Source organism: Arthrobacter sp. Soil_N43 (genome assembly GCF_057655195.1).
Map to the genome: position 1 here is coordinate 1 of NZ_JBDGML010000081.1, position 24,712 is coordinate 24,712.

Consider the following 24,712-nt stretch of genomic DNA (forward strand, 5'->3'; position numbering starts at 1 on the left):
GTGCTGGTGTTTGAACTGACCAGAGCACTGGCGATTCCGCCGCTGGCAAAGGAAGCGATCGCGGCTCCCACCACGCTGCCGAGTGCCACCAGAACCAATGCCTCCAGGACGAACTGGAGCCCGATGGTGCGGTTGCGTGCACCGATCGCCTTCAGGACGCCGATCTCCCGGCGGCGCTCGCGGACCAGCATCACCATGATCAGCAGGATGATCAGGCCGGCGGTCCCGAGCGCGGCAACAAACGCAACGAAGGAGATGTTCTTGACACTGTCCAGCGAGCTGACGGCGGTTTCGAGGTTGCGCTGGCCCTGCGTGACATCGGCCTGATCCGACCCGAGGGCTTCCTGCAGCGCAGATTTGGCAGCGTCCACGTTTTCCATGCTGTTGACGGTGACGATCATGGTGGAGAGTTCATCGGGCAGTTCCGCGAGCGTCTGGGCCGCCGGCAGGGTCACGTAGAGCGCGTTGTTGCCGAAGGCCGTACCGGCGTCGAACAGTCCCGCCACAGTGAACGTGGTGCTGTTGATCGTGAACGTTGACCCGACGGCGAGGTTGTTCTTCTCGGCGAGGGTGGTGCCCAGCAGCGCCTTGGTGGAGGAAGCGGTGTAGTCGCCGAGACCGGTACCCTCGGTCAGCTTAAGCGCTTTGCCGGTACTGTCCACCTCGGCCCCGATGCCGGTCGCGGTGATGGGAAGGCTCCGCACCGGCTGCGTGGTTCCCGTTGTACCGGTTGTACCGGTGTCCTGGTTGCGGTTGCCGAGTGTACCGGCATCGACCGCAGCGGTGAGGCTCGTGGTGAGCGTCGTGGTGGACTGTGCGCCGGGACCGCCGAAACCCCCACCCGGGCCGCCTGTCTGGCCTGCCGCCGTCTGGGCCGCTGCTTCGGTGGCGTTGCGCAGCCGCAGCGCTTTGGTTCCGACGACGGCGGTCACGTTGGGTACGCCGGCAGCCGTCGCGGCCTGTGCCGCCGTCAACGGCTCGCCGCCGCCCTCAAAACCCTGGCCGCCGGCGGGGTTGACGGTGAGCACTGTCCCCACCGACGCGTTCAGCTCCTGGACTTTGGCGCCCACGGCCTGGTTGGCCACAAGCATGGCCAGGGCCAGTCCGATTGCTACAGCAAGAACGGCCACGACGGCGGCCGTCCTGACCTTGTTTCTGAAGGCATTGCCTACACTCCGGGCGAGAACGCTCACCTGTCTCCTTGAGATCATGTGCCGGCGGGATGGCCGGCTTCAGCTTCCACTGTTGTCCATGGCGCTGTGCGGAGGGCCAGCCGAAGCTATGTATGCGCTGTGAAGCACGGACGTGTGAATAGTGAGGGAGCGTGGGGTGGGAGGCGGCGAATAGTGAGGGAGCGTCGGGTGGGGGCGTGCGAATAGTGAGGGAGGGTCGGGTGGGAGGCGGCGAGAGGTGAGGGAGCGTCGGGTGGGGGCGTGCGGAAGGTGAGGGAGCGTCGGGTGGGGACGCCAAGAGCCCCGGCCCTCCCTTGCGGGGGAGCCGGGGCTCTTGGGTGCAGCGTCTGGCGTTACTCTGGCTTTACGCCGTCAGTGGCGCTACTTGGTGATCGGTCCGAGGACCGGATCGTCCACGTACGCCGTCTTAACGTTCTCCTGGGTCACGATAACCGGCTCCAGCAGGTAGGCCGGAACGGTCTTGACCTTGTTGTTGTAGGACTTGTCGTCGTTGATTTCGGGCTTCTTGCCAGCCTGGATGTCCTTGACCATGACAATCGCGTGCTCTACGAGCTTGCGGGTGTCCTTGTTGATGGTGGAGTACTGCTCGCCGGCCATGATGGACTTGACGGATTCAACCTCGGAGTCCTGGCCGGTGATGACGGGCAGCGGCTTGCCGGCACCCTTGACGGCAGTCAGGACAGCCCGGGCCAGCGTGTCATTCGGGGACAGCACGCCGTCCAGCGAAGCGCTGCCGTAGCTGCCGGTCAGCAGCGTGTCGGCGCGGCGCTGGGCGTTTTCTGCCTTCCAGCCCTGGGTGACGGCCTGTCCGAACGAGGTCTGGCCGGAAAGCACCTTGAGGGTGCCGTCGTCGATCTTGGGCTGGAGCACGCTCATGGCGCCGTCGAAGAAGACCTTCGCGTTGGCGTCATCCGGGGAACCGGCGAAGAGCTCGATGTTGTACGGGCCCTGCGGCTTCTTCTTCTGCATGCCTTCAAGGAGTGCCTGGCCCTGCAGCTCACCCACCTTGAAGTTGTCGTAGGCCACGTAGTAGTCCACGTTCTCGGTGTTCAGCAGCAGACGGTCGTACGCGATGATGGTCGCGCCGGCGTCCTTGGCCTGCTTGAGCTGGGTGCCCAGCTGTGCACCGTCGATCGCGCCGACGATGATGACCTTGGCGCCCTTGGTGATCATGGCACTGATCTGGTTCTGCTGCTCGGAGACGCCGCCGTTGGCGAACTGCACGTCCGGCTTGAAGCCGGCGTCCTTGAGCCCGTCGTTGAACAGCTTTTCCGCCAGGACCCAGTTCTCACTGGTCTTCTGCGGGAGTGCGACGCCGATCGAGGAGTCTTTGGGGAAAGCCTCGCCGCCTGCGGTGCCACCGCCCGTGGTGCCGGTGTCGGAACGGCCGCAGGCTGTCAGCGCCAGTGCCGCAATGGCAGCGACTGCTGCCGCCTTTCCTGCTTTACCAATCATTCGCATTGCTTGGTTCACTTTCTATAGGGGTGGGAAATACATCCGGGGAGCGGTCGGTGCTCAGGCTTCCCGGGCGATGGTTTCTTTGGTCGAGGTCACTTCATCGGGCTGAAGCGGGGCTCCGCCGCTGGGGCGGTTGAAGTTCTGGGTCAGCAGGCCGATGATGGACCGCTTGCCCTGGCTCTTGTTGTAGACGTCGAAGGCCACGGCGATCAGGAGGACCAGGCCCTTGATGATCTGGGTGAGGTCGGCGCCGACGCCGAGGAGCTGCAGGCCGTTGTTCAGGACGGCCATCACCAGGCCACCGACGATCGAACCGATCACGGTACCGACGCCGCCGGTCACCGCCGCGCCGCCGATGAAGACAGCCGCAATGGCATCGAGTTCCCAGCCGACGCCATCGAACGGGCCGGAAGCGGTGGAGCGGCCAACGAAGATCATGCCGGCCAGGCCGGCCAAAATGGCCATGTTCATCATGACCAGGAAGTTGACCTTCTTGGACTGCACACCGGAAAGCTCTGCAGCGTGGCGGTTGCCGCCGACGGCGTAGATGTGGCGGCCAACGACCGTCTTGGAGGAGATGAAGCCGTACACAAGAACCAGCACGGCCAGGATGAGGCCGGGGATCGGGAAGGACGTGCCTGGGCGGCCCGTGGCGAACAGGTACGTGGCGTAGAGGATGGCGCCGCAGATGAGGGCCAGCTTGGTGCCCATCACCCAGCCCTCGGGTACCTCTGCGCCGAGCGCCTTGGCAGTGCGGCGGGCGCGGAGTTCACCGACGACGACGAACGCGACGGCAGCGATGCCCAGCAACAGGGTGAGGTTGTTGAAGCCGGTGTTCGGGCCAACTTCCGGCAGGTAGCCCGAGCCGATGTACTGGAAGTCGGCGGGGACCGGAATGGTGTTGGACTTGCCGACGAACTGGTTGAAGCCGCGGAACAGGAGCATGCCGGCCAGCGTCACGATAAACGCGGGTATCCCCACGTACGCCGTCCAGAACCCTTGCCAGGCGCCGATCAGGACGCCGAGGCCCAGGCCGAGCAGGATGCCCGCGTACCAGGGTATTCCCCAGTCCCGAATGGCCAGGGCAACGGTGACGCCGACGAACGCCGCCACCGAGCCGACTGACAGGTCAATGTGGCCGGCGATGATGACCAGCACCATGCCGATGGCCAGGATCAGGATGTAGGAGTTGCCGTTGAAGAGGTTGATGACGTTGCCCGGAGTGAGCGTGCGGCCGTCGGTGGCGAATTGGAAGAAGACGATCAGTGCAACCAGGGCGAAGATCATGCCGAATTGGCGGGTGTTGCCGCCAAAGAGCTTCTTGAGCGCGTTCATTGTGTCAGTCCTTGTTCTGGAAGGTTCTGGAGGATTCCAGAGGGTCAGGCGGCGGCTTTGCGGGCGGAGGTCATCAGTTTCATCAGGCTTTCCTGACTGGCCTCGTCTTTGTTCAGGACACCGGTGATGGCGCCTTCGAAGATGGTGTAGATGCGGTCTGAGAGGCCCAGCAGTTCAGGCAGTTCGGAGGAGATGACGATGACACCCTTGCCCTGGTTGGCCAGCTGCTGGATGATGCCGTAGATCTCGTACTTGGCCCCGACGTCGATGCCGCGGGTGGGTTCGTCCAGGATCAGCAGGTCAGGATCGGTGAACATCCACTTGGCCAGGACCACCTTCTGCTGGTTGCCGCCCGAGAGCTTGGCCACGCCCTCCTCCACGGACGGCGTCTTGGTGCGCAGGGACTTGCGGTACTGCTCAGCCACCGTGAATTCCTTGTTGGCATCCACCACGAAGTGCTTGCTGATCTTGTGCAGCGCCGCCGAGACCGTGGTGGTCTTGATGTCATCCAGGAGGTTCAGGCCCAGGGACTTCCGGTCCTCCGTGACGTAGCCGAGGCCGGCGTCGATGGCCTGTTTGACGTTCTTGAGGTGGAGTTCCTTGCCTTCCTTGTAGATGCTGCCGGTGATGTACCGGCCGTAGGAGCGGCCGAACACGGAGCGTGCCAGTTCGGTGCGGCCGGCTCCCATGAGCCCGGCGAAGCCCACGATTTCGCCGCGGCGGACGAAGAAGTTGGAGCCCTTGCAGACCAGCCGGTCCTGGACCTGCGGATGCCCGACGGTCCAGTTCTTGACCTCGAAGAGCACCTCTCCGATCTTGGGCTCGTGGTCCGGGAAGCGCGACTCCAGGGTACGGCCCACCATGCCCTTGATGATCCGGTCCTCGTCAACGCCGTCGGCCTTCACGTCGAGCGTCTCGATGGACTTGCCGTCACGGATGATGGTGATGGAGTCCGCGATCTGCTCGATCTCGTTGAGCTTGTGGGAAATGATGATGGATGTGATGCCGCGGCCCTTCAGGCCGAGGATCAGGTCCAGGAGGTGCTGGGAGTCGGATTCGTTCAGCGCCGCGGTGGGCTCGTCGAGGATGAGGAGCTTCACGGACTTGTTCAGCGCCTTGGCGATCTCCACGAGCTGTTGCTTGCCGACGCCGATTTCCTTGATGGGGGTGTCCGGGTCTTCGCGCAGCCCCACCCGGGCGAGCAGTTCGCGGGTCCGGGTGCGGGCCTCGGCCCAGTCGATCACGCCGCGCTTCACGGGTTCGTTGCCCAGGAAGATGTTCTCCGTGATGGAGAGCTCCGGGATCAGGGCGAGCTCCTGGTGGATGATCACGATCCCTGCGTGCTCGCTGGCCCGGATGTCCTTGAACTGCTGGACCTCGGCCTGGTAGACGATGTCGCCGCTGTAGGTGCCGTACGGGTATACGCCGGACAGAACCTTCATCAGGGTGGACTTGCCGGCGCCGTTCTCTCCGCAGATGGCGTGGATCTCTCCGGCTTTAACGCGCAGATTCACATCGGCCAAAGCTTTAACGCCGGGGAATTCCTTGGTGATGGAGCGCATCTCGAGGATTACGGGATCTTTGTGCGTGGTCTCGGACGTCATGTGCCCTTACGCCTCCAATGCTGACTTCGTTGTCTGCCCCGCAAACCGCAGGGCCGTCTGATGAAAAAGTAAACTGGATCACAGCCATTGTCGTCAAGTCTTTAACGCAACAGCCAGATAACGAAAAGCTTACGAGCGCCTGATTCCGGCATGCTGGAAGACCAGGGCGGCGGCTCCCAGCGCCTCGGCACGGTTACCCAGGGAGGACATGGTCAGGGTTGTGGTTTCCCCGATGACGGGAACGGCATGCCGGACCAGGCCCCGCCGGATGGGGTCGAGCAGAAGGTCGCCGAGCCCGGCCAGGGGGCCGCCCACGACTATCACCTCCGGATTGATCAGGTTGGCGACATTGCCCAGGGCGCGGCCCACCGCCAGGCCCGCGTCGTCTATCACACGCAGCGTGGCGGAGTCCCTGGCCAAGGCCTTCCGGACGATGTCCTCCGGGGCCATCGGCGTGTCCTTGCCCCGGCCCAGCAGCTCGATCATGGTGGTGGTGGACGCGATGGTCTCGAGGCAGCCCCTGTTGCCGCAACGGCAGATCAGTCCGTGTTCGTGAATGGTGGCGTGGCCGATTTCGCCGGTGATTCCCACGCTGCCGTAGTAGGGGGCGCCATTGAGGATAAGGCCGGCACCGATGCCCGAACCGATCTTCATGAACATGAGGTTGCTGACCCCGCTGTGCGGACCCCAGGTGACCTCTGACAGCGCGCCGAGGTTGGCGTCGTTATCGATAAAAACCGGGAACTGCAGCGTGCTCTCGAGATGCTCCAGGATGTTGATGCCGACCCATTCGGGCAGGATGGCGCCCTGCGCCACGGTGCCGGTCCGCCTGTCGATGGGGCCGGGAATTCCGACGCCGGCGCCCACTATGGCGCTGCGCTCCACGCCGCTGTCCGCCAGCAGTTTCGCCAGCAGTGCGACGGCTGCGTCGATGCCCTCGTCCGCGTGGTGGCCCAGCGGCAGGAGGACCGATTCCTCGGCGATGATGTGGTAGCTCAGGGAGGCCAGCACCACGCGCAGATGCCGGCGGCCGAAGTCGATGCCCACGGCCACGGCGCCGTTGCTGTTCAGCCGGACATTGAGGGCCCGCCGCCCGGAACTGGTAATCGGCTCCGTCGATGCCAGGCCCGAGTCCTGCATGATCTTGACGATGTTGGACACGGTCGCGGTGGACAGGCCCGTTTGCCGGGCGAGTTCCGCCTGGGTGGAGGGGCCATTAAGCAGGCACTCGATGATCCGTTGCTGGTTCAGGTGCCGGAGCGCGGACTGTGACCCCGGGTTTTTGGTTCGGCTCCTCGTTGAGCGCGATGTTGAGGGCATGCTTAGAAGAGTGCACCATCGGCGCGTTGCAGTCAAGAAGTTAACGCAACTGGGCGGTTGCCCCTGTCTTGGGAGCGGGCGGACAATACGTCCCGCAACCGGCGCCGGGAAGTGCAAATGGCCCGGCGCGGAGGGCGGAACCCGGGGCTACGCTGAGGAGGAAAGCGGTCCGGAAACCGCGGACATTTACAGAATTCTCTTGAGGTGATCATGGTGTTGCTGGCGCTGATGCAGGCAAACTCTGCTGTTTTGGATGTTGACGGAAACTGCAATGCGGTGGATCAGGCGGCGCGCGAGGCCGCGGCGGCCGGCGCGCGCGTGCTGCTGACTCCCGAGCTGTTTCCCGTGGGCTATGCGCCTCTGCGGGTGCGCACCGAACTGGACCCGTCCGGCCTTCCGGCAATCCGGCGGACACTGGCCGGCTTCGCGAAGCGCCACGGGATCGCCGTCGTCTATAGCCTGCCCACCGTCACGGCCGGCGGGCAATGGCAGATTTCCGCAACACTGGTCAGCAGCCGGGGGGAGGAGCTGCTCAGCTACTCCAAAGTGCACCTGTTTGGTGCGGAGGAGCGGAAGGCGTTCAGCCCCGCCGAAGCAGCCCCCGCCGTCGTGGACCTGGACGGGATCAAGACGTCCTTGGCTATCTGCTACGACGTGGAATTTCCCGAGACCGCGCGGGCGGCGGCCGCCCGCGGCGCCGAACTGCTCCTGGTCCCCACAGCTCTCGCGCACGGCTTCGAGGAGGTGCCCCAGATCCTGCTGCGGGCGAGGGCGCTGGAAAGCCAGCTGACCGTCGCCTACGCCAACCACTCCGGTTCGGAAGACGGCTGCGAGTTCCTCGGCGGCAGCGTGATAGCCGCTCCCGACGGCTCCCTGCTGGCCGCCGCCGGGCCCGGCCCGGAACTGCTGTTCGCCGAAGTCAGCGCAGAGGCGGCCCGGGACGCGAGGGACGCCGTGCCCTACCTTGCCGAGCGCCGTCCGGCTGTCTACCGTGCCTGGGAAGACAGCCTGCGCCAGGAACGCCCGGCAAAGTCCTAGGACAACAGCTCGTCCACATACTGCAGGGCGATCCACAGCTCCGCCCGCACCTGCGCCTGGTTGAGATCAGTGTCCAGCAGTTCCGCCACTGCATTGACCTGGCGCCGCACGCTGTTGCGGTGCAGCCCCAGTACCTTGGCCGTGGCGTCCCAGCTTCCGTTTTCGCCCAGCCACGAGCGCAGCACAGTCAGCTGAGCGTCCCGCCTCTCCGGCTCCTGGCTCAGCAGCGGCTCCAGCAGCCGGCCTGCCAGCATGGTGCCGGCCTCGCGGCCGAGGAGCCCGGCCACCGTCCATGACACGTCATCCACCCTCGCGCTCTTGCCGGTGTTCCGCACCCGGGACCGCAGGGACGTCACACGCTGGTACGCTCCGGCCAGCCCCGCCAGTTCGGTGGCATCTCCGATGACCAGGCGCCAGCCGAGTTTCTCCACCTCGCTGACGAGTGCATCATCAACCTTCAGCCGGGTGACCGCGGCGAAGCCGTAGTCAGTGATCTCCACGAGTTTGGTGTCGAACAGCCGCCGCCACTGCAGCAGCTCCCGGACGGGACTGTCGCCCGCGGGCCACGTGCCCTGGTCCGCCTTGATGCCCTGCACCACCCGCAGCGGCGCGGAGCGCGTGGAGGAAGTGCTTTGGGCCAGCAGGTCCCGGAGCCCGTTGACGTGCCGGGTTCCGCCGCTGGACAGGCTGTCCGGGTGCAGCAGCAGCGCCGTGGCCAGCTGGCTCGGCGCGAGGGATCCGCTGGTCCGCTGCCGGACCAGGAGTTCCAGCAGCCCGACGGCGGATGAGACAACGCTGTTCTGCGACGGCGTCAGCGGCTGGTCCGTCCCGAGAATCAGGGCGCCGAGGTTGGCATCCCGTGTGCTGCGCAGCGGGTGCCCGAACACCAGGGCAGAGCCGGGAACGTCGAAGGAATCCATTTCCACCCGGGGGCCGCTGCCGCCGAGCAGCCTTTCGAGGAGCTGCTGCAGGGCGGAAAGCTCGACGCCGGTGCCCGCCCGGGCGCGGACCCTGCCGTCCGCGCCGACCAACACGGCCCACACCGGGACCCGCTGGGCCAAGGCGGCCAGGAGCTCATGCTCGGGGCGGGCGGAGAGGACCGCGCGCATCAGCTGCCGGTTGGTGTCGGCCAGCTGCCGGAAGACTTTGGCGTTATCTGATTCGAGCAGCTGCGAAAACTCCAGCCCGATGGCAGCGAACGGCACCGTGTCCGGTACCTCCACCAGCGTCAGGTTGTGCCGGACGCAGGCCTTGACGAGTTCCTCCGGCACGGCATCGAAGTAAGGTTCGAGCCCGAAGCCGAGGGCTCCCACGCCGGCTCCCACCAGGCGCCGGATGTAGGCGTCCACCCGCGCTTCGTTGCCTGCCTCGCCCACGAACGGCAGTCCCGCCGTGAGGAGGAACTCGCCGTCGAGCAGGTACGGCGTGGGATCCTCCAGCTCGCTGGGCTCCACCCAGCGCAGCAGGCCGGAACCGTTGCCGGCGTCGTGAAGGATGGTCAGCTGCGGCGGCAGCTTGGCCAGGAATTCCGCCAAGGTGACGGCGCTCAGCCGCTCGGCACCTGTCCCCGTTCCCGTTGCGGCTCTGGTTCCAGCTCCGGCGGCAGCGTCAGGCGACATGCGGCGCACCGTCTTCGGGGTCCTGGTAGTCGGGGCACTCGTAGGACGTGGGCTGGTCATAGGTCCGCGGAAGACGGGGCGCGATCCGGTTGATGATTTCGTCGCCGTGGCTGCCGATGGCCGAGCCCCATTCGTCCGCGCTCGCCGCCCCGGTGTCCGGATCACCGAACAAGACGGCGGTGTCGCCGACGGACACGCCGCGGGATTCCGGGCCGAGGTCCACCATGAACTGGTCCATGCACACCTTGCCGATCACGGGCACCCGCCTGCCGCCCAACTGCACAATGCTGCGTCCCGAAATGCCTTTCGGGATACCGTCCGCATAGCCGAGGGGGATCAGCCCCAGATACCTTGCCTCGTGGGTGATGGCCTGGTGTTCATAGCTCACACCGGTGCCGGCCGGAACCTTCTTCACGAGCACCACGGGAGCGGTGACGGTCAGGGCCGGGCGCAGCCCGAAATCCGCGGGGTCAAGATGGTCGGCGGGCGCCAGGCCGTAGATGGCCAGCCCGGCCCGCACCATGTCGAAGGCAAACTCGGGGCGGTCCAGGATGTTGGCCGAGCTGGACACATGCATCAGCTCCGGGTCCACGCCGCCTTCCCGGGCCTGCCGTACGGCGTCCAAGAAGGCCTCCACGGCTGCGGCGTTCCCGGGATGGGCCGGCACGTCGGCCCAGGCCAGATGGGTCCAGATGCCCCGGACAGTGAGGGTCCCCTCGAGTTCGGCGTTGCGTGCGGCGGCCACGAGGCCAGGCCAGTCCTCCGCGCGGGCGCCGCCGCGGCTCAGCCCGCTGTCCAGCTCAAGGTGGACCGCGGCGGGCCGGCCGAGCGTGCGGGCAACGCCGGCCACGACCTCCAGCTGGGCGGGGCTGCCCAAGGACATGTCGACGTCGTTTTCCACTGCCTCGCGGATGATCCCGCTGGACGCTGTGGCGAGGTACAACCAGGACAGCACCGGCGCCGTGATGCCTGCGCGGCGCAGCGCAAGAGCCTCGGTGAGCTGTGCCGTGCCGAGCCAGTCGGCGCCGCCGGCGAGGGCCGCCTGCGCCCCCTCGACAAGCCCGTGGCCGTACGCGTTGCCCTTCACCACCGCCATGAAATGCGGCGCGGGAGTGAGCGCCCGGAGGGCACGGACATTGTCGGAAATCGCGGCCAGATCAACGCTGACCCGGCCGGAAAGCACCGCCGAAGGCGTGCTGGTCTGTTGTGCATTACGTCTCATGCCAGAACACTATAGGTCATTTTGCACAACCATGAGAGATGCCTCACACGCCTAGGCTGGGTCGGGGGAAAACGACAACAACTCACGAACGGACGTCAACGATGACTGTGCCCACCACCACAGAACGGCGGCCGGCAGCGCCTGCCGGCCGGCCCGGCCTGGCCGCGCAGCTGCTGCGCCGCAAGCCGATCGGACAGATGGTCAATGAAGCCGAAACAGGCCACGGCGGCACCCGGCTGATCCGCAGCTTCGGCGTTTTCCAGCTGACCATGATCAGCGTCGGCGCGACCCTGGGAACCGGCATCCTGGTGATCCTGGGCGAATCGGTTCCGCTTGCGGGGCCGGCCATCTGGATCTCCTTCGCCATTGCCGGGCTCGCCGCGCTGCTGTCCGCGGTGTCCTACGCCGAAATGGCCGGCCTGGTTCCGGTGGCAGGCTCGAGCTACTCCTACAGCTACGCCACGTTGGGCGAGGGCATGGCCTGGATCTGTGGCTGGTGCCTCGTGCTCGAATATGCCGTCTCGGTCGCGGCCGTGGCGGTGGGCGCGGGCCAGTACGTGAACGAGTCCCTGGCGGTCTTCGGCCAGATCCTGCCCGACGCCATCTCCCAGCCGCCCGGAGACGGCGGGGTGGTGAACATCCCGGCGATGGTCATAGTTCTGCTCGCCATGATCCTGCTGGTACGCGGCGCGAAGGAAAGCGCCTGGATCAACACCGCCATCGTGGTGATCAAAGTGGGAATCCTGATCTTCTTCTGCGCCGTGGCCTTCACCGCCTTCAACGCCGGCAACTTCGAGCCCCTCCTCCCCATGGGCGCAGCCGGTGTCTCAGCCGCCGCGTCCAGCGTCTTCTTCTCCTACATCGGCTTCGATGCGGCATCCACAGCCGGCGAGGAAGCGCGCAACCCCAAGCGGGACCTGCCGCGGGCCATCATGCTCTCCATGCTGATCGTCACCACCATCTACGTCCTGGTGGCCGTGGCCGCAATCGGCGCACGGCCCTGGGGCTGGTTCGACGGCACGGAGGCCGCCCTGGTCAAGATCCTCGAGGAAACCACCGGTCAGCCATGGATCGCGCTGGTCTTCGCCGTCGGCGCCGTCCTGGCCATCGCCAGCATCGTCCTGACGGTCCTGTACGGACAGACCCGCATCCTTCTCTCCATGGCCCGCGACGGGCTCATTCCCGGGATCTTCGGCCGGGTCTCCGCAAAGACCGGCACTCCGGTTGCCGGCACCCTGATCGTCGGCATCCTCGTGGCAGTCACGGCGGGCCTGGTTCCACTCGGAGCCCTGGCAGACGCCACGAGCATCGGCACCCTCTTTGCCTTCGCGCTGGTGAACGTTGCCGTCCTCTATCTCCGCCGCGTGCGGCCCGAACTCAAGCGGACCTTCCGGGTCCCGCTGTTTCCGCTCACGCCCATCCTCGGAGCGCTCATGTGTGCGTACCTGATGGCAAACCTCGGGGCGGACACCTGGATGACCTTTGGCATCTGGATGCTGGTGGGTCTCGCGGCGTACTTCGGTTATGGCCGCCGCAACTCCAGGGTGGCTTCCCTGACTCACGAGGAATACCGTGAATTGTCCAGCCGTGAACTTTCGAGCACCCCGTCAAACCCCGAACCCATGAAGGCAGACCTTCCATGACAACCGCTACCGAATTGCCGGCTTCAGACCCGTCCAGCACGGCCACCTTCGCCCCGTCCGCCGCGGACACGCTAGGCCAGGCACCCATCACCATGCTGAATCCCGACTTCCCGTTCAGCTACGACCATTACCTCGCCCATCCGGACGGTTTGGGTTCGGTACCGCCCGAGCTCTACGGTGCGGAGGTGGCTGTGGTCGGGGCCGGCCTCTCCGGACTGGTCACCGCCTACGAGCTCATGAAGCTGGGGCTGCGCCCCGTGGTCTACGAGGCCGACCAGATCGGCGGCCGCCTGCGCACCGCCGGCTTCCCCTCCGCTCCCGGTGTGGTGGCGGACCTCGGCGGCATGCGCTTCCCCGTCTCCGGCAAGGCGTTCTACCACTACGTGGATCTGCTGGGTCTCGAAACCCAGGACTTCCCCAACCCGCTCGCGCCCGCCACCTCCAGCACGGTGATCGAACTTGCCGGGGAGAAGCACTATGCCAGCACCGCGGCGGACCTGCCGCCGTTCTTCCGCGAAGTGGCCGAGGCCTGGAAAGCCGCTGTGAACGACGGCGCCAAGTTCAGCGAGATGCAGGACGCGATCCGGGCACGCGACACGGCCCGGATCAAGGAACTCTGGAACGAGCTGCTGCCGCTGCTGGACGAGCAGACCTTCTACGGCTTCATTGCCGCGAGTGAGTCCTTCCGGGAAGCGGGCTTCGCCCACCGCGAGGCTTTCGGCCAGGTGGGCTTCGGCACCGGCGGCTGGGACACGGACTTCCCCAACTCCATCCTGGAAATCCTGCGCGTCGTTTATACCGACGCCGACGACCAGCACCGCCTCATCGCCGGGGGAGCGCAACGGCTCCCCGAGGCACTGTGGCACCACGCGCCGTCGGGCATGGCCCACTGGCCGGACGGGACGTCCCTGGCGTCACTGCATTCCGGCTCCCCGCGGGGAGCCGTGGACCGGATCAGCCGCGACGCGAACGGCGACCTGCGCATCCGCGAGCGGTGGGGGCGCGAATCGGCCTACCCGGCCGTGGTGACCACCTGCCAGTCGTGGCTGCTGTCCACCCGCATCCACACCGAAGAGGCGCTGTTCCCCGCCGAGCTGTGGACGGCGATCGAGCGCTCGCACTACATGCAGTCCTCCAAGACGTTCGTGATGGTGGACCGGCCGTTCTGGAAGGACATCGATCCGGCCACCGGCCGGGAGGCCATGTCCATGACACTGACGGACCGCCTGAACCGCGCCACCTACCTGCTGGACAACGGCCCGGACCAGCCCGCCGTGATCCTGCTGTCCTATACCTGGAACGACGACGCGCTGAAGTGGCTCGCCCTCGACGCGGACCAGCGCGTTGAACTGATGCTGCACTCGCTGGAACAGATCTATCCGACCGTGGACATCGCGAGCCACATCGTGGGCCAGCCCATCACCGTGTCGTGGGAAGCGGATCCCAACTTCATGGGCGCGTTCAAGGCGAACCTGCCCGGGCACTACCGTTACCAGCAGCGGCTGTTCACCCACTTCAAGCAGGACAAGCTGCCGGAAGCGCAGCGCGGGATCTTCCTGGCCGGCGACGACGTCTCGTTCACCGCGGGCTGGGCCGAGGGCGCCGTGACCACCGGGCTCAACGCGGTCTGGGGCGTGGTGAACCACCTCGGCGGTACATCCTCCGCAGCAAACCCGGGCCCGGGCGACCTCCTCGACGCCTTGGGACCCATCAGCCTGGACTGAGTCAGCCGGCGTGGATCTCGCGGTGCGCCTGCGCGAGGTCACGGTAGCGCGCCGCGTTGCGCTTCACGCCGTCGAACTCCTCATCCGTGAGTTCCCGGCGCACCTTGGCGGGGACCCCGGCCACGAGGGAGCGCGGCGGAACCACGGTGCCCTCCAGCACCACGGCGCCGGCTGCCACGAGCGAGCCGGCGCCGATCACCGCCCCGTTGAGGATGGTGGCGCTCATGCCGATGAGGCAGTCGTCCTCCACGGTGCAGCCGTGAACCACCGCGCCGTGCCCGACGCTGACCCGCGCCCCGACGCTGCAGGGGAATCCCGGGTCGGCGTGCAGCACCACGTTGTCCTGCAGGTTGCTGCCGGCGCCGACGCTGATGGTTGCTGTGTCGGCCCGTACGGAGACTCCGTAGAAGGCGCTGGCGTCCTCGGCGAGCGTGGCGCGGCCGATGATGGACGCCGTCGGAGCAACGAAGACGGAGGGGTGGATATCCGGGTTGTCGCCGGCGAAAGAGTAGATGGGAGCCATGCCCCCAGCCTAAGACACAGTGCAGTGCCGCTCAGGGGAGGACGACGGCGATCGGCGCGCCCGGTTCTGCTACCCGCTCAAGCTCCCGCACGACGTCGTCCGCCTGGTCCGTCGTGAGGCCCGCCAGCGACTCCACCGCCCAGACAGCCGAGAACGTGTTGTCGGCGAAGGGCAGGCGTGCAGGCTCGGCCACCGACACGCTCAGGCGGCGGGCGACGGCAAAACAAACGTTCCCGTCGAACGGATCGACGCCCGTGTAGTGGATTCCTGCCTGGACAAACCTGATGCCGTCATCGCCCGGGCCGCAGCACACGTCCAGGACTGCGTGCCGTCCCTCGGCCTTGAGCAGCGCGATAAAGGGTTCCAGTGAGGTGTCCGTCAACAAAGGCATGGTGTTAACCAGTCTCAGTTAAAACACGGCCGCTGTGAACCGCCGCTCGCTTCTGTCAGGCCGATCGGCGCGCCACCTAGTTATGCCGTGGAACGCGGAGAATCAGGAACTGGTAATGCTGCGTCCAGTGGCCGGCGCCAGGGCCGGACTCGGCGCCAGTTCCTTCCGGCCACGTGACGAATTCCTCAATCTCGCCGTGACGGCCGAAGATCTGCCGCAGTGCGGCGTCACTTCGACGGCTGAAGAATCGCCGCGGCCGGATCTGGTCTTCGGGGTTGAGCACCTCTTCGTCCTCCCCGGACCAGAGGCCGACGGCGATCGGCGCACCCGGCTCGGCCACCCGCACGAGTTCACGGACGACGCCGTCGATGTCCCGGTTGGGGATGTGCAGCAGCGTGCTCATGCTCCACAGCGCAGGGAACGCACCGTCGGCGAAGGGAAGGTTCCGGACACTCGCAACCGAGACGTTCAGGCCCTTGGCTGTGGCGATCCGCACCTGCCCTTCGGACAGGTCAACGCCGGTGTACTGGATGCCCGCCTGGACGAACTTCACACCGTCGAGCCCCGGGCCAGTGCCGATTTCCAGAACGCCGTGCCTGCCCTCGGCTTTCAGCCGGGCGATGAACAGCTCCCGCTGCTCCGCACGCTGTGCGGTCAGCGGATGCTCCGGATGCAAGATGGCTCGCTGGTTGTAGAACTTTGCCAGCATGTCCTCGCCGCTGTCCTGCGGAGCGGGGTCCTCCCCGGCCGGCGCCACGTCCTTGTCCCCGGATCCTGGCTGCAAGGAGGCTAGTTGAAAACCACGGTCCGGTTGCCGTCCAGGAGCACCCGGTGCTCGGCGTGCCACTGCACGGCCTGGGCAAGGGTGCGGCCTTCGACATCGCGGCCCATCTGCACGAACTGCTCGGGAGTGCGGGCATGATCCACCCGGATCACTTCCTGCTCAATGATGGGGCCCTCATCCAGCGCTGCGGTGACGTAGTGTGCCGTGGCGCCGATCAGCTTCACGCCCCGGTCATGGGCCTGGTGATAGGGCTTGGCGCCCTTGAAGGACGGCAGGAAGGAATGGTGGATGTTAATGGCTTTGCCGGTCAGCTCCGCGCACAGATCATCCGAGATGATCTGCATGTAACGGGCCAGGACGGTCAGTTCAATGCCTTCCTCCGCAATGATCTTCCGCAGCTGGTCCTCCGCCTGGACCTTGGTGTCGGGCGTGACAGGAATGTAGTGGAACGGGATTCCATAGAACTCTGCGAGTCCGGCCAGGTCATTGTGGTTGGAGACGATGGCCGGAACCTCGATCGGCAGCGTGCCGGAGCGCTGCAGGAACAGCAGGTCGTTCAGGCAGTGCGCGGATTTGCTGGCCATGAGCAGTGTGCGGACCTTCTGGCCCACCGGATGGAGGCTCCACTGCATGCCGAAGGCCTCGGTAACGGGTTCCAGGGCAGCCTGGACTTCGGCCCGGGAGGCGGACGTGGTCGCCTCGACGCGCATGAAGAAGGTTCCGGTGGACTGGCTGCCGTACTGCTGGGAGTCCGTAATATTGCAGCCTGCCACGAGCAGGGCGCCGGCCACGGCGTGGACAATTCCGGGGCGGTCCGGGCAGGACAGGGTTATTACGTACGCTTTGGCGGGCTGGTCTTCAATCACGAAGAACAGCCTACCCGCGCCGGCGGCCGGCTTTTGGTAGTCTGGTGGGGTCGCAACTGGCGTTGGGTGGCTAACCACCAGGGAGCGGCAATCACGAAGACCACGGATCGTACGCCTGGGCCGAGGGTCATGTTTTGCCGGTTGAACGCTGCGCTTCCTGAAGTGCGCGGTCTCCCGGGTGCGCTGCGGCGCCCTGAACGGACGGACCGTCCGGGCCAGTCCCGGATTGTGGTCATCAAGGGCGGAGCTGCGCCCCCAGCCGGTAGCCTGACCTTAGCAGTGCCCATCCCTAGCCAGGAGTTTTTCGTGACTACTTCACCGACTTCCGTCAGCACTTCCGCCACCGTCAGCAACCAGCCGCTGGCTGAACTCGACCCCGAGATCGCCGCAGTCCTGGACCAGGAGCTCGGCCGCCAGCGCGGCACCCTGGAAATGATCGCATCCGAAAACTTCGCGCCGCGTGCCGTGATGGAAGCCCAGGGCTCCGTCCTGACCAACAAGTACGCCGAAGGCTACCCGGGCCGCCGCTACTACGGCGGCTGCGAATACGTGGACGTTGCCGAGCAACTGGCCATCGACCGGGTGAAGGCCCTGTTCGGCGCCGAATACGCCAACGTCCAGCCGCACTCCGGCGCGCAGGCCAACGCTGCCGCACTCTCTGCCATGATCACCCCGGGCGACAAGATCCTGGGCCTGTCTCTGGCGCACGGTGGCCACCTGACCCATGGCATGAAGCTCAACTTCTCCGGCAAGCTCTACAATGTGGCGGCCTACCAGGTGGAGCAGGACAACTTCCGTATCGACATGGACAAACTGCGCGAGCAGGCCATCGCCGAGAAGCCGCAGGTCATCATCGCCGGCTGGTCCGCCTACCCGCGCCACCTCGACTTCGCTGCCTTCCGCTCCATCGCGGACGAGGTGGGCGCCCTGCTCTGGACGGACATGGCGCACTTCGCCGGCCTCGTGGCGGCCGGACTGCACCCGAGCCCCGTGCCGCACTCCGACGTCGTCACCTCCACCGTGCACAAGACCCTCGCCGGCCCCCGCTCCGGCGTGATCCTGGCCAAGCAGGAGTGGGCCAAGAAGCTCAACTCCAACGTCTTCCCCGGCCAGCAGGGCGGACCGCTCATGCACGTGATCGCGGCGAAGGCTGTGGCCTTCAAGATCGCCGGCACGGCAGAATTCAAGGAGCGCCAGGAGCGTGTCCTCGAAGGTGCGAAGATCATCGCCGACCGCCTCAACCAGTCCGACGTCGCCGAAGCCGGCGTCTCGGTCCTGACCGGCGGCACGGATGTGCACCTGGTGCTGGTGGACCTGCGCAACTCGCAGCTGGACGGCCAGCAGGCCGAAGACCTCCTGCACTCCGTGGGCATCACCGTCAACCGCAACGCCGTGCCGTTCGACCCCCGCCCGCCGATGGTCACCTCCGGCCTGCGCATCGGTACGCCGGCGCTGGCCACCCGCGGCTTCGGCGCCAAGGAATTTACCGAGGTTGCCGAGATCATCGCCACCGCACTGAAGGCCGGCTCCGGCACCGACGTGGAGGCGCTGCAGGCCCGCGTGGACAAGCTCGCCGCCGACTTCCCGCTGTACCCGCAGCACGAGCAGTGGTGATCCGTGACTGAAACCGCAAAAACTGCGCAGATCCTTGACGGCAAGGCCACCGCCGCCGCCATCAAGGCCGAGCTGACCGAACGCGTGGCCGCACTCAAGGCCAAGGGCGTCACTCCGGGACTGGGCACCATCCTCGTCGGCTCCGACCCGGGCAGCATGTGGTACGTGGGCGGCAAACACAAGGACTGCGCCGAGGTGGGCATCACGTCCATCCGCCGCGACCTGCCCGAGGACACCAGCCAGGACGAGCTCCTGGCCGTGGTCCGCGAGCTGAACGCCAATCCGGAGTGCACCGGCTACATCGTCCAGCTGCCGCTGCCCAAGCACATCGACCAGGACGTCATCCTGGAGGCCATGGATCCGGACAAGGACGCAGACGGCCTGCACCCGATGAACCTGGGCCGTCTCGTGGCCAACATCAGCGGCCCCATGAAGTCCCCGCTGCCGTGCACACCCAAGGGCTGCGTTGAGCTGCTGACCCGCCACGGCATCGACCTCAAGGGCAAGCGCGTCCTCGTGGTGGGCCGCGGCGTCACCATCGGCCGCCCGGTGGGCCTGCTGCTCACCCGCAAGGACGTCAACGCCACCGTGGTCCTGGCCCACACCGGCACCGTCGACCTGCCCGCCGAACTCCGGCAGGCCGACGTCGTGATCGCCGCTGCGGGCTCGCCGCACATGATCAAGGCTGAAAACCTGAAGCCGGGTGCCATAGTGCTCGACGTCGGCGTCAGCCGCGTCGATGACGGCACCGGCAAGGCGGTGGTCACCGGGGACGTGCACCCGGATGCGGCCGACGTCGCCGCCTGGCTGTCCCCGAACCCGGGCGGCGTGGGGCCGATGACCCGCGCCATGCTGCTGGCCAACGTGGTGGAGACCGCCGAACGCCACGCCGGCCTGGCCTAGGTTGGTCAAGCTCAGCCGGCGGGGCCTCCGCTGACCGAAGCGCAGGGCGCCCTCTCCTCCGGGAGCGGGCGCCCTGCGGCGTTTGGCGGGCGCAATCTTTTGAGACCGAGCTATTCCTTTGGTCCCGGACGGGTATTAGCGTAATGGGGTGCCCGAACTCCACTCTTCCGAAGAAACGTCCGAAAAGCCTGTGTCCAGCGAGGAATCCGGGTCAGTACCGCGCCCGTTCGTCATCAAGGCCGAAAACCTGACCAAAACCTACGGCGATGTCACCGCCGTCGACGGCATTTCCTTCAGCGTTCCCGCAGGGGAGTCGTTCGGGCTGCTGGGACCCAACGGCGCCGGCAAGTCCACCACGATGAAGATGATCGGCGGGGTTGCCCAGCGCACTTCCGGCAGCCTGACCATCATGGGGCTTGACCCGGAACAGCACGGGCCGGAAGTGCGTGCGCACCTGGGCGTCGTGCCGCAGCAGGACAACCTGGACGAGGAACTCAGGGTCCGGGACAACCTGCTGGTGTACGGGCGCTACTACGGGCTGCCGATGAGCTACCTGCGGCCGAAGGCGGATGAACTGCTCGAATTTGCGCAGCTCACGGACAAGGCCAAGTCCAAAGTGGATGCGCTGTCCGGCGGCATGAAGCGGCGCCTCACGATCGCCCGCTCGCTCATCAACGAGCCCCGCATCCTGCTCCTCGACGAGCCCACCACGGGCCTCGATCCGCAGGCGCGGCACATCCTGTGGGACCGCCTGTTCCGGCTCAAGGAACAGGGAGTCACGCTGATCCTTACCACCCACTACATGGACGAGGCCGAGCAGCTCTGCGACCGGCTCATCGTCGTGGACAAGGGCCGGATCATGGCGGAGGGCTCCCCGGCTAGCCTGATCCGCAACTATTCCACCCGCGAGGTCCTGGAACTGCGCTTCGGTTCGGAACGGAACGCCAGCATTGGCGGCGAACTCGAAGGAATCGGCGAGCGGCTGGAGACCCTGCCGGACCGCGTCCTGATCTACACCCACGACGGCGAGGCGGCCCTGGAGGAAGTCTCCGCCCGAGGCCTGCGCCCGCTCACCTCGCTGGTGCGCCGGTCCTCGCTGGAGGACGTCTTCCTCCGGCTCACGGGCAGGAGCCTCGTTGACTGAGCCGCTGTCCGGAAGAGACCCCCTTTCGGGGGGCGTTGCAGAACGTCCGACGGCGGGACCCGCCCTGCGTGCCCACTCACCGGAGGTGTCCGCCGCCAAGGCGCGGCGCTGGGGCGCGTTCTATTTCGCGGAGCAGGTCCTGCGGGTGATGAAGGGCTACGGCTGGTCCATCTTCCTGTACAGCGTGGGACAGCCGGCCGCCTACCTCTTTGCCATGGGCGTTGGCCTTGCCACACTCGTGGAAGCCAGCGCAGCCGGGGCGTTCGGAGGGGTCAGCTACCTGGCATTCATCGCCCCCGCGCTGCTGATCTCGGCCGCCGTCATGACCGCCGCCACGGAATTTACCTTTCCGGTGATGGACGGCTTCAAATGGCGCCGGGTCTACTACGGGCCACATGCTTCACCGCTGACGCCCGAGCAGATCGCCGGCGGCCAGATCATTGCCGTGACGGTGCGCTTCTTCGTGCAGTCGGTCATCTACTTTGCGATCGTGGCGCTGTTCGGTGCCTCGCCCAGCGCCTGGGGATGGCTCTCCATCCTCGTGGCCACCCTGGCAGGCCTGTCCTTCGGGCTCCCGCTGATGGCGTACGCCGCCACCATCAAGGAGGACAAAGGCCAGTTCGCCATGGTCATGCGGTTCATCGTGATGCCGCTGTTCCTTTTTTCCGGCACGTTCTTCCCGCTGGACACGCTGCCTCTGCTGGTGCGCTGGGTCGGCTGGATCTCGCCCATCTGGCACGGGACGGAACTGGGCCGGGTCCTGAGCTACGGCTATGACGAACCACCCGTGCTGACCATCATCCACGTCGTCTTCCTGCTGGGGCTCGCCTGGTTCGGCTGGGTGCTCACCAAGCGCCAATTCGTGAGGAGGATGGGGCAATGACACTCCTGACCCAGGGACACAGTGTCACCGAGGAGGCACGCAACAGGCGCTTCGGACCGCTGTACTCCCGCAACGCCAAGGCCGTGATCGGGCGCGGGCTGATGGCCACCAAGAGCAGCAACTGGCTGGTCATGCTGTCCGGATTCTTCGAGCCGGTGCTGTTCCTGCTGTCCATGGGCATCGGGATGGGTGCCGTGGTGGGCACGGTCCAGGGACCGGGCGGGCAGGAGATCAGCTACGCGGCCTACATCGCCCCCGCACTGCTGGCGGTTTCGGCCATGAACGGCGCTGTGTACGACTCCACCTGGAACGTCTTCTTCAAGATGAACTTCGCCAAGCTCTACCAGGGGATGCTCTACACGTCGCTGGGCCCGCTGGACGTGGCGATGGGCGAGATCTTCCTGGCACTGCTGCGCGGACTGCTCTACGCCACCGGCTTCACGGCCGTGATGGGCCTGCTGGGACTCATCACCACGCCGTGGGCGTTGCTCATGATCCCGGCGTCGGTCCTTATCGCCTTCGGTTTTGCCAGTTTCGGCATGGGCATCACCAGCTTCATGAAGACGTTCCAGCAGATGGACTGGATCAACTTCATCATGCTGCCCATGTTCCTGTTCAGCGCCACGTTCTATCCGCTGAGCGTCTACCCGCAGTACATCCAGTGGCTGATCCAGGCGATGCCGTTGTGGCACGGCGTGGAGCTGCTGCGCCAGATCAGCGCGGGAACCTTCACCCCGGCGACCGCCATCCACATCGGCTATTACCTGGTGATGATCGTGCTCGGCCTGATGCTGACCACCGGCAGGCTGCGGAGTCTGTTCCTGAAGTAACTGACTGCCTGCGCTGACTGCCGGACCTGTTCGCCTCCGGTGGAAGCGTTCCTGGCCACGCCAACAGATTTGAGACAATGGCACCATGCAATCTCTGGGCAGCTCCAAATCTTCCTCCGACCCGGCCAAGGGCGGATTCTCCATGTTCCGCATCAGCGGCCCCGGCCTCCTGGTCCTGATCACGGCGTTCCTGGTGGCCGTCATCTTCGCGGCAAACCAGAACGACGTCGTCGGCTGGGTCGTGGCTGTCATCGCACTGTTCTGGCTCCTGCTGGCATCGTTCGTGGTGTTCAGCATCCAGAAGGCAGCCAAAAAGGCCGGAGCGAAGCTGAACGAAGCGCAGAATGCGTTCAACGCGGCGGCCGGCCGTGCGCCGTCGCACACCTCCGCAGACCACGGCGGAACCCGCCTGGTGCGTGAACGCGGCGAAGCCGAGGAAGTCCGTGACCTGAAGCTGGACCACTCCTTCAAAATCGTCCAGGTGCAGGTCCGGGTGGTGGAGCAGGAGCGCGCCAAGGGTGCCGCCGCGGACCAGGACACCATCCGCCGCGCCCTGGAGACGATCGAAATCACGGCGACCAACGCCAGGGACATGATCAAGTCCTCCGGCGGCCCCGGTGAGCCCGTTACCGGAACCATCATCGACTAGAGTGGAGCGGGTGAGCTCGGCATTGAAGAAGGACCACCTTCGCATCGCAACAGTCAACGTCAACGGCCTCCGCGCTGCCTACAAGAAGGGCATGGCGGAGTGGCTGGCGGACCGCGAGGTGGACATCCTTACCCTGCAGGAAGTCCGCGCACCGGACGCCATCGTCCACAAGCTGCTGGGCGACGGGTGGCATGTCCTGCACGCCGAGGCTGAGGCCAAAGGCCGCGCCGGCGTCGCCATCGCTTCCCGGGAGGAGCCGCTGGAAACCCGGGACCACATCGGAGATGACTATTTCGCCACTGCCGGCCGCTGGGTGGAGGCTGATTTCCGCGTCCGGGACGCCGCGGGCAACGCCTCCCAGCTGACCGTGGTGAGCGCCTACGTGCACTCGGGCGATGTCGGGACGCCCAAGCAGGTGGACAAGTACCGCTTCCTGGACGTCATGACCACACGCCTGCCCGAACTGGCCAAGCACAGCGACCATGCCCTGGTCACGGGTGACCTGAACGTCGGCCACACCGAGCTGGACATCAAGAACTGGAAGGGCAACGTCAAGAAAGCCGGCTTCCTGCCCGAGGAGCGCGCCTATTTCGACCATTTCTTCGGCGAGGAAATCGGCTGGAAGGATGTCCACAGGGGCCTGGCGGGCAACGTCAACGGCCCCTACACCTGGTGGTCCCAGCGTGGCCAGGCCTTTGACAATGACTCTGGCTGGCGCATCGACTACCACATGGCCACCCCCGCCCTCGCCGCCGCAGCAGTTTCGGCGGTCGTGGACCGCGCGCCCTCGTGGGACACCCGTTTCTCTGACCATGCACCGCTGGTAGTGGACTACCGGCTCTAGTCTTAAGGCCTCCGACGAATGACCTCCACCCCCATCGTGACCAACTCCGCGGCCTCCGGGCAGCCTGATGCCGCCGCCCTCCAGCAGGAGACCGGGACCGGGCAGGACGCCGGGATCCGCCACCGCATCCTGTCGGGGATGCAGCCCTCCGCGGACTCGCTGCACCTGGGCAACTACCTGGGTGCCCTCGTCAACTGGGTGCGGATGCAGGAAGAGTATGACGCCATCTTCTTCATCCCGGACCTGCACGCCATCACCGTTCCGCAGGACCCGGCCGAACTGGCACACCGCACCCGCGTCACGGCGGCCCAGTACATTGCCGGCGGGGTGGACGTGGACAAGTGCACACTGTTTGTCCAGTCCCAGGTGCCCGAGCACGCGCAGCTGGCCTGGGTCCTGAACTGCATCACGGGCTTCGGCGAAGCGTCCCGCATGACGCAGTTCAAGGACAAGGCGCTGCGGCAGGGCTCCGACGCCGCCAGCGTGGGCCTGTTCACCTATCCCGTCCTGCAGGCCGCGGACATCCTGCTGTACCAGCCGCACGGTGTTCCGGTCGGCGAGGACCAGCGCCAGCACGTGGAGCTCAGCCGCGACCTCGCCACCAGGTTCAACACCCGCTTCGGCCAGACGTTCACGGTGCCCAAGCCCTTCATCCAGAAGGAATCCGCGAAGATCTACGATCTGCAGCAGCCCACCGTCAAGATGTCCAAGTCGGCTGAATCGCCGGCCGGCCTGATCAACCTGCTCGACGAGCCCAAGGTCACCGCCAAGCGGATCAAGTCCGCGGTGACCGACGCCGAAACCGAGATCCGTTTCGACCGCGAGGCCAAGCCGGGCGTGTCCAACCTGCTGACCATCTACTCGGTCATCACCGGCCAGAGCGTGGAACAGCTGGTCGCGGCCTACGAAGGCAAGATGTACGGCCACCTCAAGGTGGACCTGGCCGACGTCGTGACGGAGCGCCTGACGCCGATCCGCGACCGCGCCAACGAACTGCTCGCAGACCCGGCCGAGCTGGACCGGCTCCTGGCCCACGGGGCGGACAAGGCCCGTGAAATTGCCGCGGCCACCCTCCAGGACGTCTACGCCAAGGTCGGCTTCCTTCCATACGCCGGAGCCCGCTAA

The 24,712-nt window shown here is 66.2% G+C and carries 22 protein-coding genes and 1 riboswitch; of the genes, 11 read left to right on the plus strand and 11 right to left on the minus strand.

The window, feature by feature from the left end; genetic code table 11:
- From AC3A3W_RS09185 to AC3A3W_RS09205, 5 genes are all read right to left on the minus strand, one after another.
- Positions 1-1,193: ABC transporter permease (locus AC3A3W_RS09185; protein ID WP_487442140.1), on the minus strand; the 1,193-nt coding region annotated here is incomplete at its 3' end.
- Positions 1,194-1,553: 360 nt separating this feature from the next.
- Positions 1,554-2,654, minus strand: a complete 1,101-nt coding sequence (locus tag AC3A3W_RS09190; RefSeq protein ID WP_487442142.1) for a substrate-binding domain-containing protein — start codon at positions 2,652-2,654, stop codon at positions 1,554-1,556.
- Positions 2,655-2,708: 54 nt separating this feature from the next.
- Positions 2,709-3,986, minus strand: a complete 1,278-nt coding sequence (mmsB, locus tag AC3A3W_RS09195) for a multiple monosaccharide ABC transporter permease (RefSeq protein WP_487442144.1) — start codon at positions 3,984-3,986, stop codon at positions 2,709-2,711.
- A gap of 44 nt (positions 3,987-4,030) precedes the next feature.
- Positions 4,031-5,590 (minus strand): multiple monosaccharide ABC transporter ATP-binding protein, encoded by a 1,560-nt coding sequence (gene mmsA, locus AC3A3W_RS09200; protein WP_487442145.1) that lies wholly within the window; start codon positions 5,588-5,590, stop codon positions 4,031-4,033.
- A 129-nt stretch (positions 5,591-5,719) separates the two neighbouring features.
- Positions 5,720-6,910 (minus strand): ROK family transcriptional regulator, encoded by a 1,191-nt coding sequence (locus AC3A3W_RS09205; protein WP_487442147.1) that lies wholly within the window; start codon positions 6,908-6,910, stop codon positions 5,720-5,722.
- 210 nt (positions 6,911-7,120) lie between these two features.
- Between AC3A3W_RS09205 and AC3A3W_RS09210 the strand changes: the two genes are divergently transcribed.
- Entirely contained in the window at positions 7,121-7,948 is an 828-nt protein-coding gene (locus AC3A3W_RS09210; RefSeq protein ID WP_487442192.1) for a nitrilase-related carbon-nitrogen hydrolase, read from the plus strand.
- On the opposite strand, the gene AC3A3W_RS09215 is transcribed toward AC3A3W_RS09210, so the two are convergent.
- Positions 7,945-9,567: a PucR family transcriptional regulator gene (locus AC3A3W_RS09215; RefSeq protein ID WP_487442149.1), complete on the minus strand. Its 1,623-nt coding sequence runs from the start codon at positions 9,565-9,567 to the stop codon at positions 7,945-7,947. The genes AC3A3W_RS09210 and AC3A3W_RS09215 overlap by 4 nt on opposite strands.
- On the minus strand, positions 9,557-10,789 hold the full coding sequence (gene alr / locus AC3A3W_RS09220; RefSeq protein WP_487442151.1) for an alanine racemase: 1,233 nt from the start codon (positions 10,787-10,789) through the stop codon (positions 9,557-9,559). The genes AC3A3W_RS09215 and alr overlap by 11 nt, the downstream gene beginning before the upstream one ends.
- 101 nt (positions 10,790-10,890) lie before the next feature.
- Between alr and AC3A3W_RS09225 the strand changes: the two genes are divergently transcribed.
- On the plus strand, positions 10,891-12,432 hold the full coding sequence (locus tag AC3A3W_RS09225) for an amino acid permease (protein ID WP_487442153.1): 1,542 nt from the start codon (positions 10,891-10,893) through the stop codon (positions 12,430-12,432).
- Entirely contained in the window at positions 12,429-14,156 is a 1,728-nt protein-coding gene (locus tag AC3A3W_RS09230; RefSeq protein ID WP_487442154.1) for a flavin monoamine oxidase family protein, read from the plus strand. The genes AC3A3W_RS09225 and AC3A3W_RS09230 overlap by 4 nt, the downstream gene beginning before the upstream one ends.
- A 1-nt stretch (position 14,157) precedes the next feature.
- Here the strand turns inward: AC3A3W_RS09230 and AC3A3W_RS09235 are convergent, their stop codons facing one another.
- From AC3A3W_RS09235 to purU, 4 genes are all read right to left on the minus strand, one after another.
- Complete coding sequence (locus tag AC3A3W_RS09235) at positions 14,158-14,679, minus strand: gamma carbonic anhydrase family protein (protein ID WP_487442156.1); 522 nt, start codon at positions 14,677-14,679, stop codon at positions 14,158-14,160.
- A gap of 31 nt (positions 14,680-14,710) precedes the next feature.
- Positions 14,711-15,070: a class I SAM-dependent methyltransferase gene (locus AC3A3W_RS09240; RefSeq protein WP_487442158.1), complete on the minus strand. Its 360-nt coding sequence runs from the start codon at positions 15,068-15,070 to the stop codon at positions 14,711-14,713.
- A 76-nt stretch (positions 15,071-15,146) separates the two neighbouring features.
- Entirely contained in the window at positions 15,147-15,854 is a 708-nt protein-coding gene (locus AC3A3W_RS09245) for a class I SAM-dependent methyltransferase (RefSeq protein ID WP_487442160.1), read from the minus strand.
- A 5-nt stretch (positions 15,855-15,859) separates the two neighbouring features.
- The gene (purU, locus tag AC3A3W_RS09250; protein ID WP_487442161.1) at positions 15,860-16,720 is read right to left on the minus strand and encodes a formyltetrahydrofolate deformylase; all 861 of its coding nucleotides are present in this window, start codon (positions 16,718-16,720) and stop codon (positions 15,860-15,862) included.
- A gap of 42 nt (positions 16,721-16,762) precedes the next feature.
- Positions 16,763-16,848: riboswitch (ZMP/ZTP riboswitch) on the plus strand.
- A gap of 178 nt (positions 16,849-17,026) precedes the next feature.
- Here purU and glyA point away from each other — a divergent pair.
- The 8 genes from glyA to trpS all read left to right on the plus strand — a co-directional run bounded on the left by glyA (position 17,027) and on the right by trpS (position 24,712).
- Complete coding sequence (gene glyA / locus AC3A3W_RS09255) at positions 17,027-18,334, plus strand: serine hydroxymethyltransferase (RefSeq protein WP_487442163.1); 1,308 nt, start codon at positions 17,027-17,029, stop codon at positions 18,332-18,334.
- A gap of 3 nt (positions 18,335-18,337) precedes the next feature.
- On the plus strand, positions 18,338-19,237 hold the full coding sequence (locus tag AC3A3W_RS09260; RefSeq protein WP_487442165.1) for a bifunctional methylenetetrahydrofolate dehydrogenase/methenyltetrahydrofolate cyclohydrolase: 900 nt from the start codon (positions 18,338-18,340) through the stop codon (positions 19,235-19,237).
- A 190-nt stretch (positions 19,238-19,427) separates the two neighbouring features.
- A complete protein-coding gene (locus AC3A3W_RS09265) occupies positions 19,428-20,381 on the plus strand; it encodes an ABC transporter ATP-binding protein (RefSeq protein ID WP_487442194.1) in 954 nt (317 codons plus the stop codon).
- A gap of 4 nt (positions 20,382-20,385) precedes the next feature.
- On the plus strand, positions 20,386-21,264 hold the full coding sequence (locus AC3A3W_RS09270; protein WP_487442196.1) for an ABC transporter permease: 879 nt from the start codon (positions 20,386-20,388) through the stop codon (positions 21,262-21,264).
- Positions 21,261-22,094 (plus strand): ABC transporter permease, encoded by an 834-nt coding sequence (locus AC3A3W_RS09275; RefSeq protein ID WP_487442167.1) that lies wholly within the window; start codon positions 21,261-21,263, stop codon positions 22,092-22,094. The genes AC3A3W_RS09270 and AC3A3W_RS09275 overlap by 4 nt, the downstream gene beginning before the upstream one ends.
- Positions 22,095-22,179: 85 nt before the next feature.
- Positions 22,180-22,743, plus strand: coding sequence for a hypothetical protein (locus AC3A3W_RS09280; RefSeq protein ID WP_487442168.1), 564 nt, complete (start codon positions 22,180-22,182; stop codon positions 22,741-22,743).
- A 10-nt stretch (positions 22,744-22,753) separates the two neighbouring features.
- Positions 22,754-23,587 carry an exodeoxyribonuclease III gene (locus tag AC3A3W_RS09285; RefSeq protein WP_487442171.1) on the plus strand — a complete coding sequence of 278 codons (834 nt, stop codon included), beginning with the start codon at positions 22,754-22,756 and terminating at the stop codon, positions 23,585-23,587.
- An 18-nt stretch (positions 23,588-23,605) separates the two neighbouring features.
- Positions 23,606-24,712, plus strand: coding sequence for a tryptophan--tRNA ligase (gene trpS / locus AC3A3W_RS09290; RefSeq protein ID WP_487442173.1), 1,107 nt, complete (start codon positions 23,606-23,608; stop codon positions 24,710-24,712).

Bases quoted from the DNA above. Each gene is read 5' to 3' on its own strand.
- AC3A3W_RS09275 (WP_487442167.1), top strand. From the start codon at position 21,261: ATGACACTCCTGACCCAGGGACACAGTGTCACCGAGGAGGCACGCAAC.
- AC3A3W_RS09215 (WP_487442149.1), bottom strand. From the start codon at position 9,567: ATGTCGCCTGACGCTGCCGCCGGAGCTGGAACCAGAGCCGCAACGGGA.
- AC3A3W_RS09190 (WP_487442142.1), bottom strand. From the start codon at position 2,654: ATGCGAATGATTGGTAAAGCAGGAAAGGCGGCAGCAGTCGCTGCCATT.
- mmsB (WP_487442144.1), bottom strand. From the start codon at position 3,986: ATGAACGCGCTCAAGAAGCTCTTTGGCGGCAACACCCGCCAATTCGGC.
- AC3A3W_RS09235 (WP_487442156.1), bottom strand. From the start codon at position 14,679: ATGGCTCCCATCTACTCTTTCGCCGGCGACAACCCGGATATCCACCCC.
- alr (WP_487442151.1), bottom strand. From the start codon at position 10,789: ATGAGACGTAATGCACAACAGACCAGCACGCCTTCGGCGGTGCTTTCC.
- AC3A3W_RS09205 (WP_487442147.1), bottom strand. From the start codon at position 6,910: ATGCCCTCAACATCGCGCTCAACGAGGAGCCGAACCAAAAACCCGGGG.
- mmsA (WP_487442145.1), bottom strand. From the start codon at position 5,590: ATGACGTCCGAGACCACGCACAAAGATCCCGTAATCCTCGAGATGCGC.
- trpS (WP_487442173.1), top strand. From the start codon at position 23,606: ATGACCTCCACCCCCATCGTGACCAACTCCGCGGCCTCCGGGCAGCCT.
- AC3A3W_RS09210 (WP_487442192.1), top strand. From the start codon at position 7,121: ATGGTGTTGCTGGCGCTGATGCAGGCAAACTCTGCTGTTTTGGATGTT.
- AC3A3W_RS09225 (WP_487442153.1), top strand. From the start codon at position 10,891: ATGACTGTGCCCACCACCACAGAACGGCGGCCGGCAGCGCCTGCCGGC.
- AC3A3W_RS09240 (WP_487442158.1), bottom strand. From the start codon at position 15,070: ATGCCTTTGTTGACGGACACCTCACTGGAACCCTTTATCGCGCTGCTC.
- AC3A3W_RS09230 (WP_487442154.1), top strand. From the start codon at position 12,429: ATGACAACCGCTACCGAATTGCCGGCTTCAGACCCGTCCAGCACGGCC.
- AC3A3W_RS09280 (WP_487442168.1), top strand. From the start codon at position 22,180: ATGCAATCTCTGGGCAGCTCCAAATCTTCCTCCGACCCGGCCAAGGGC.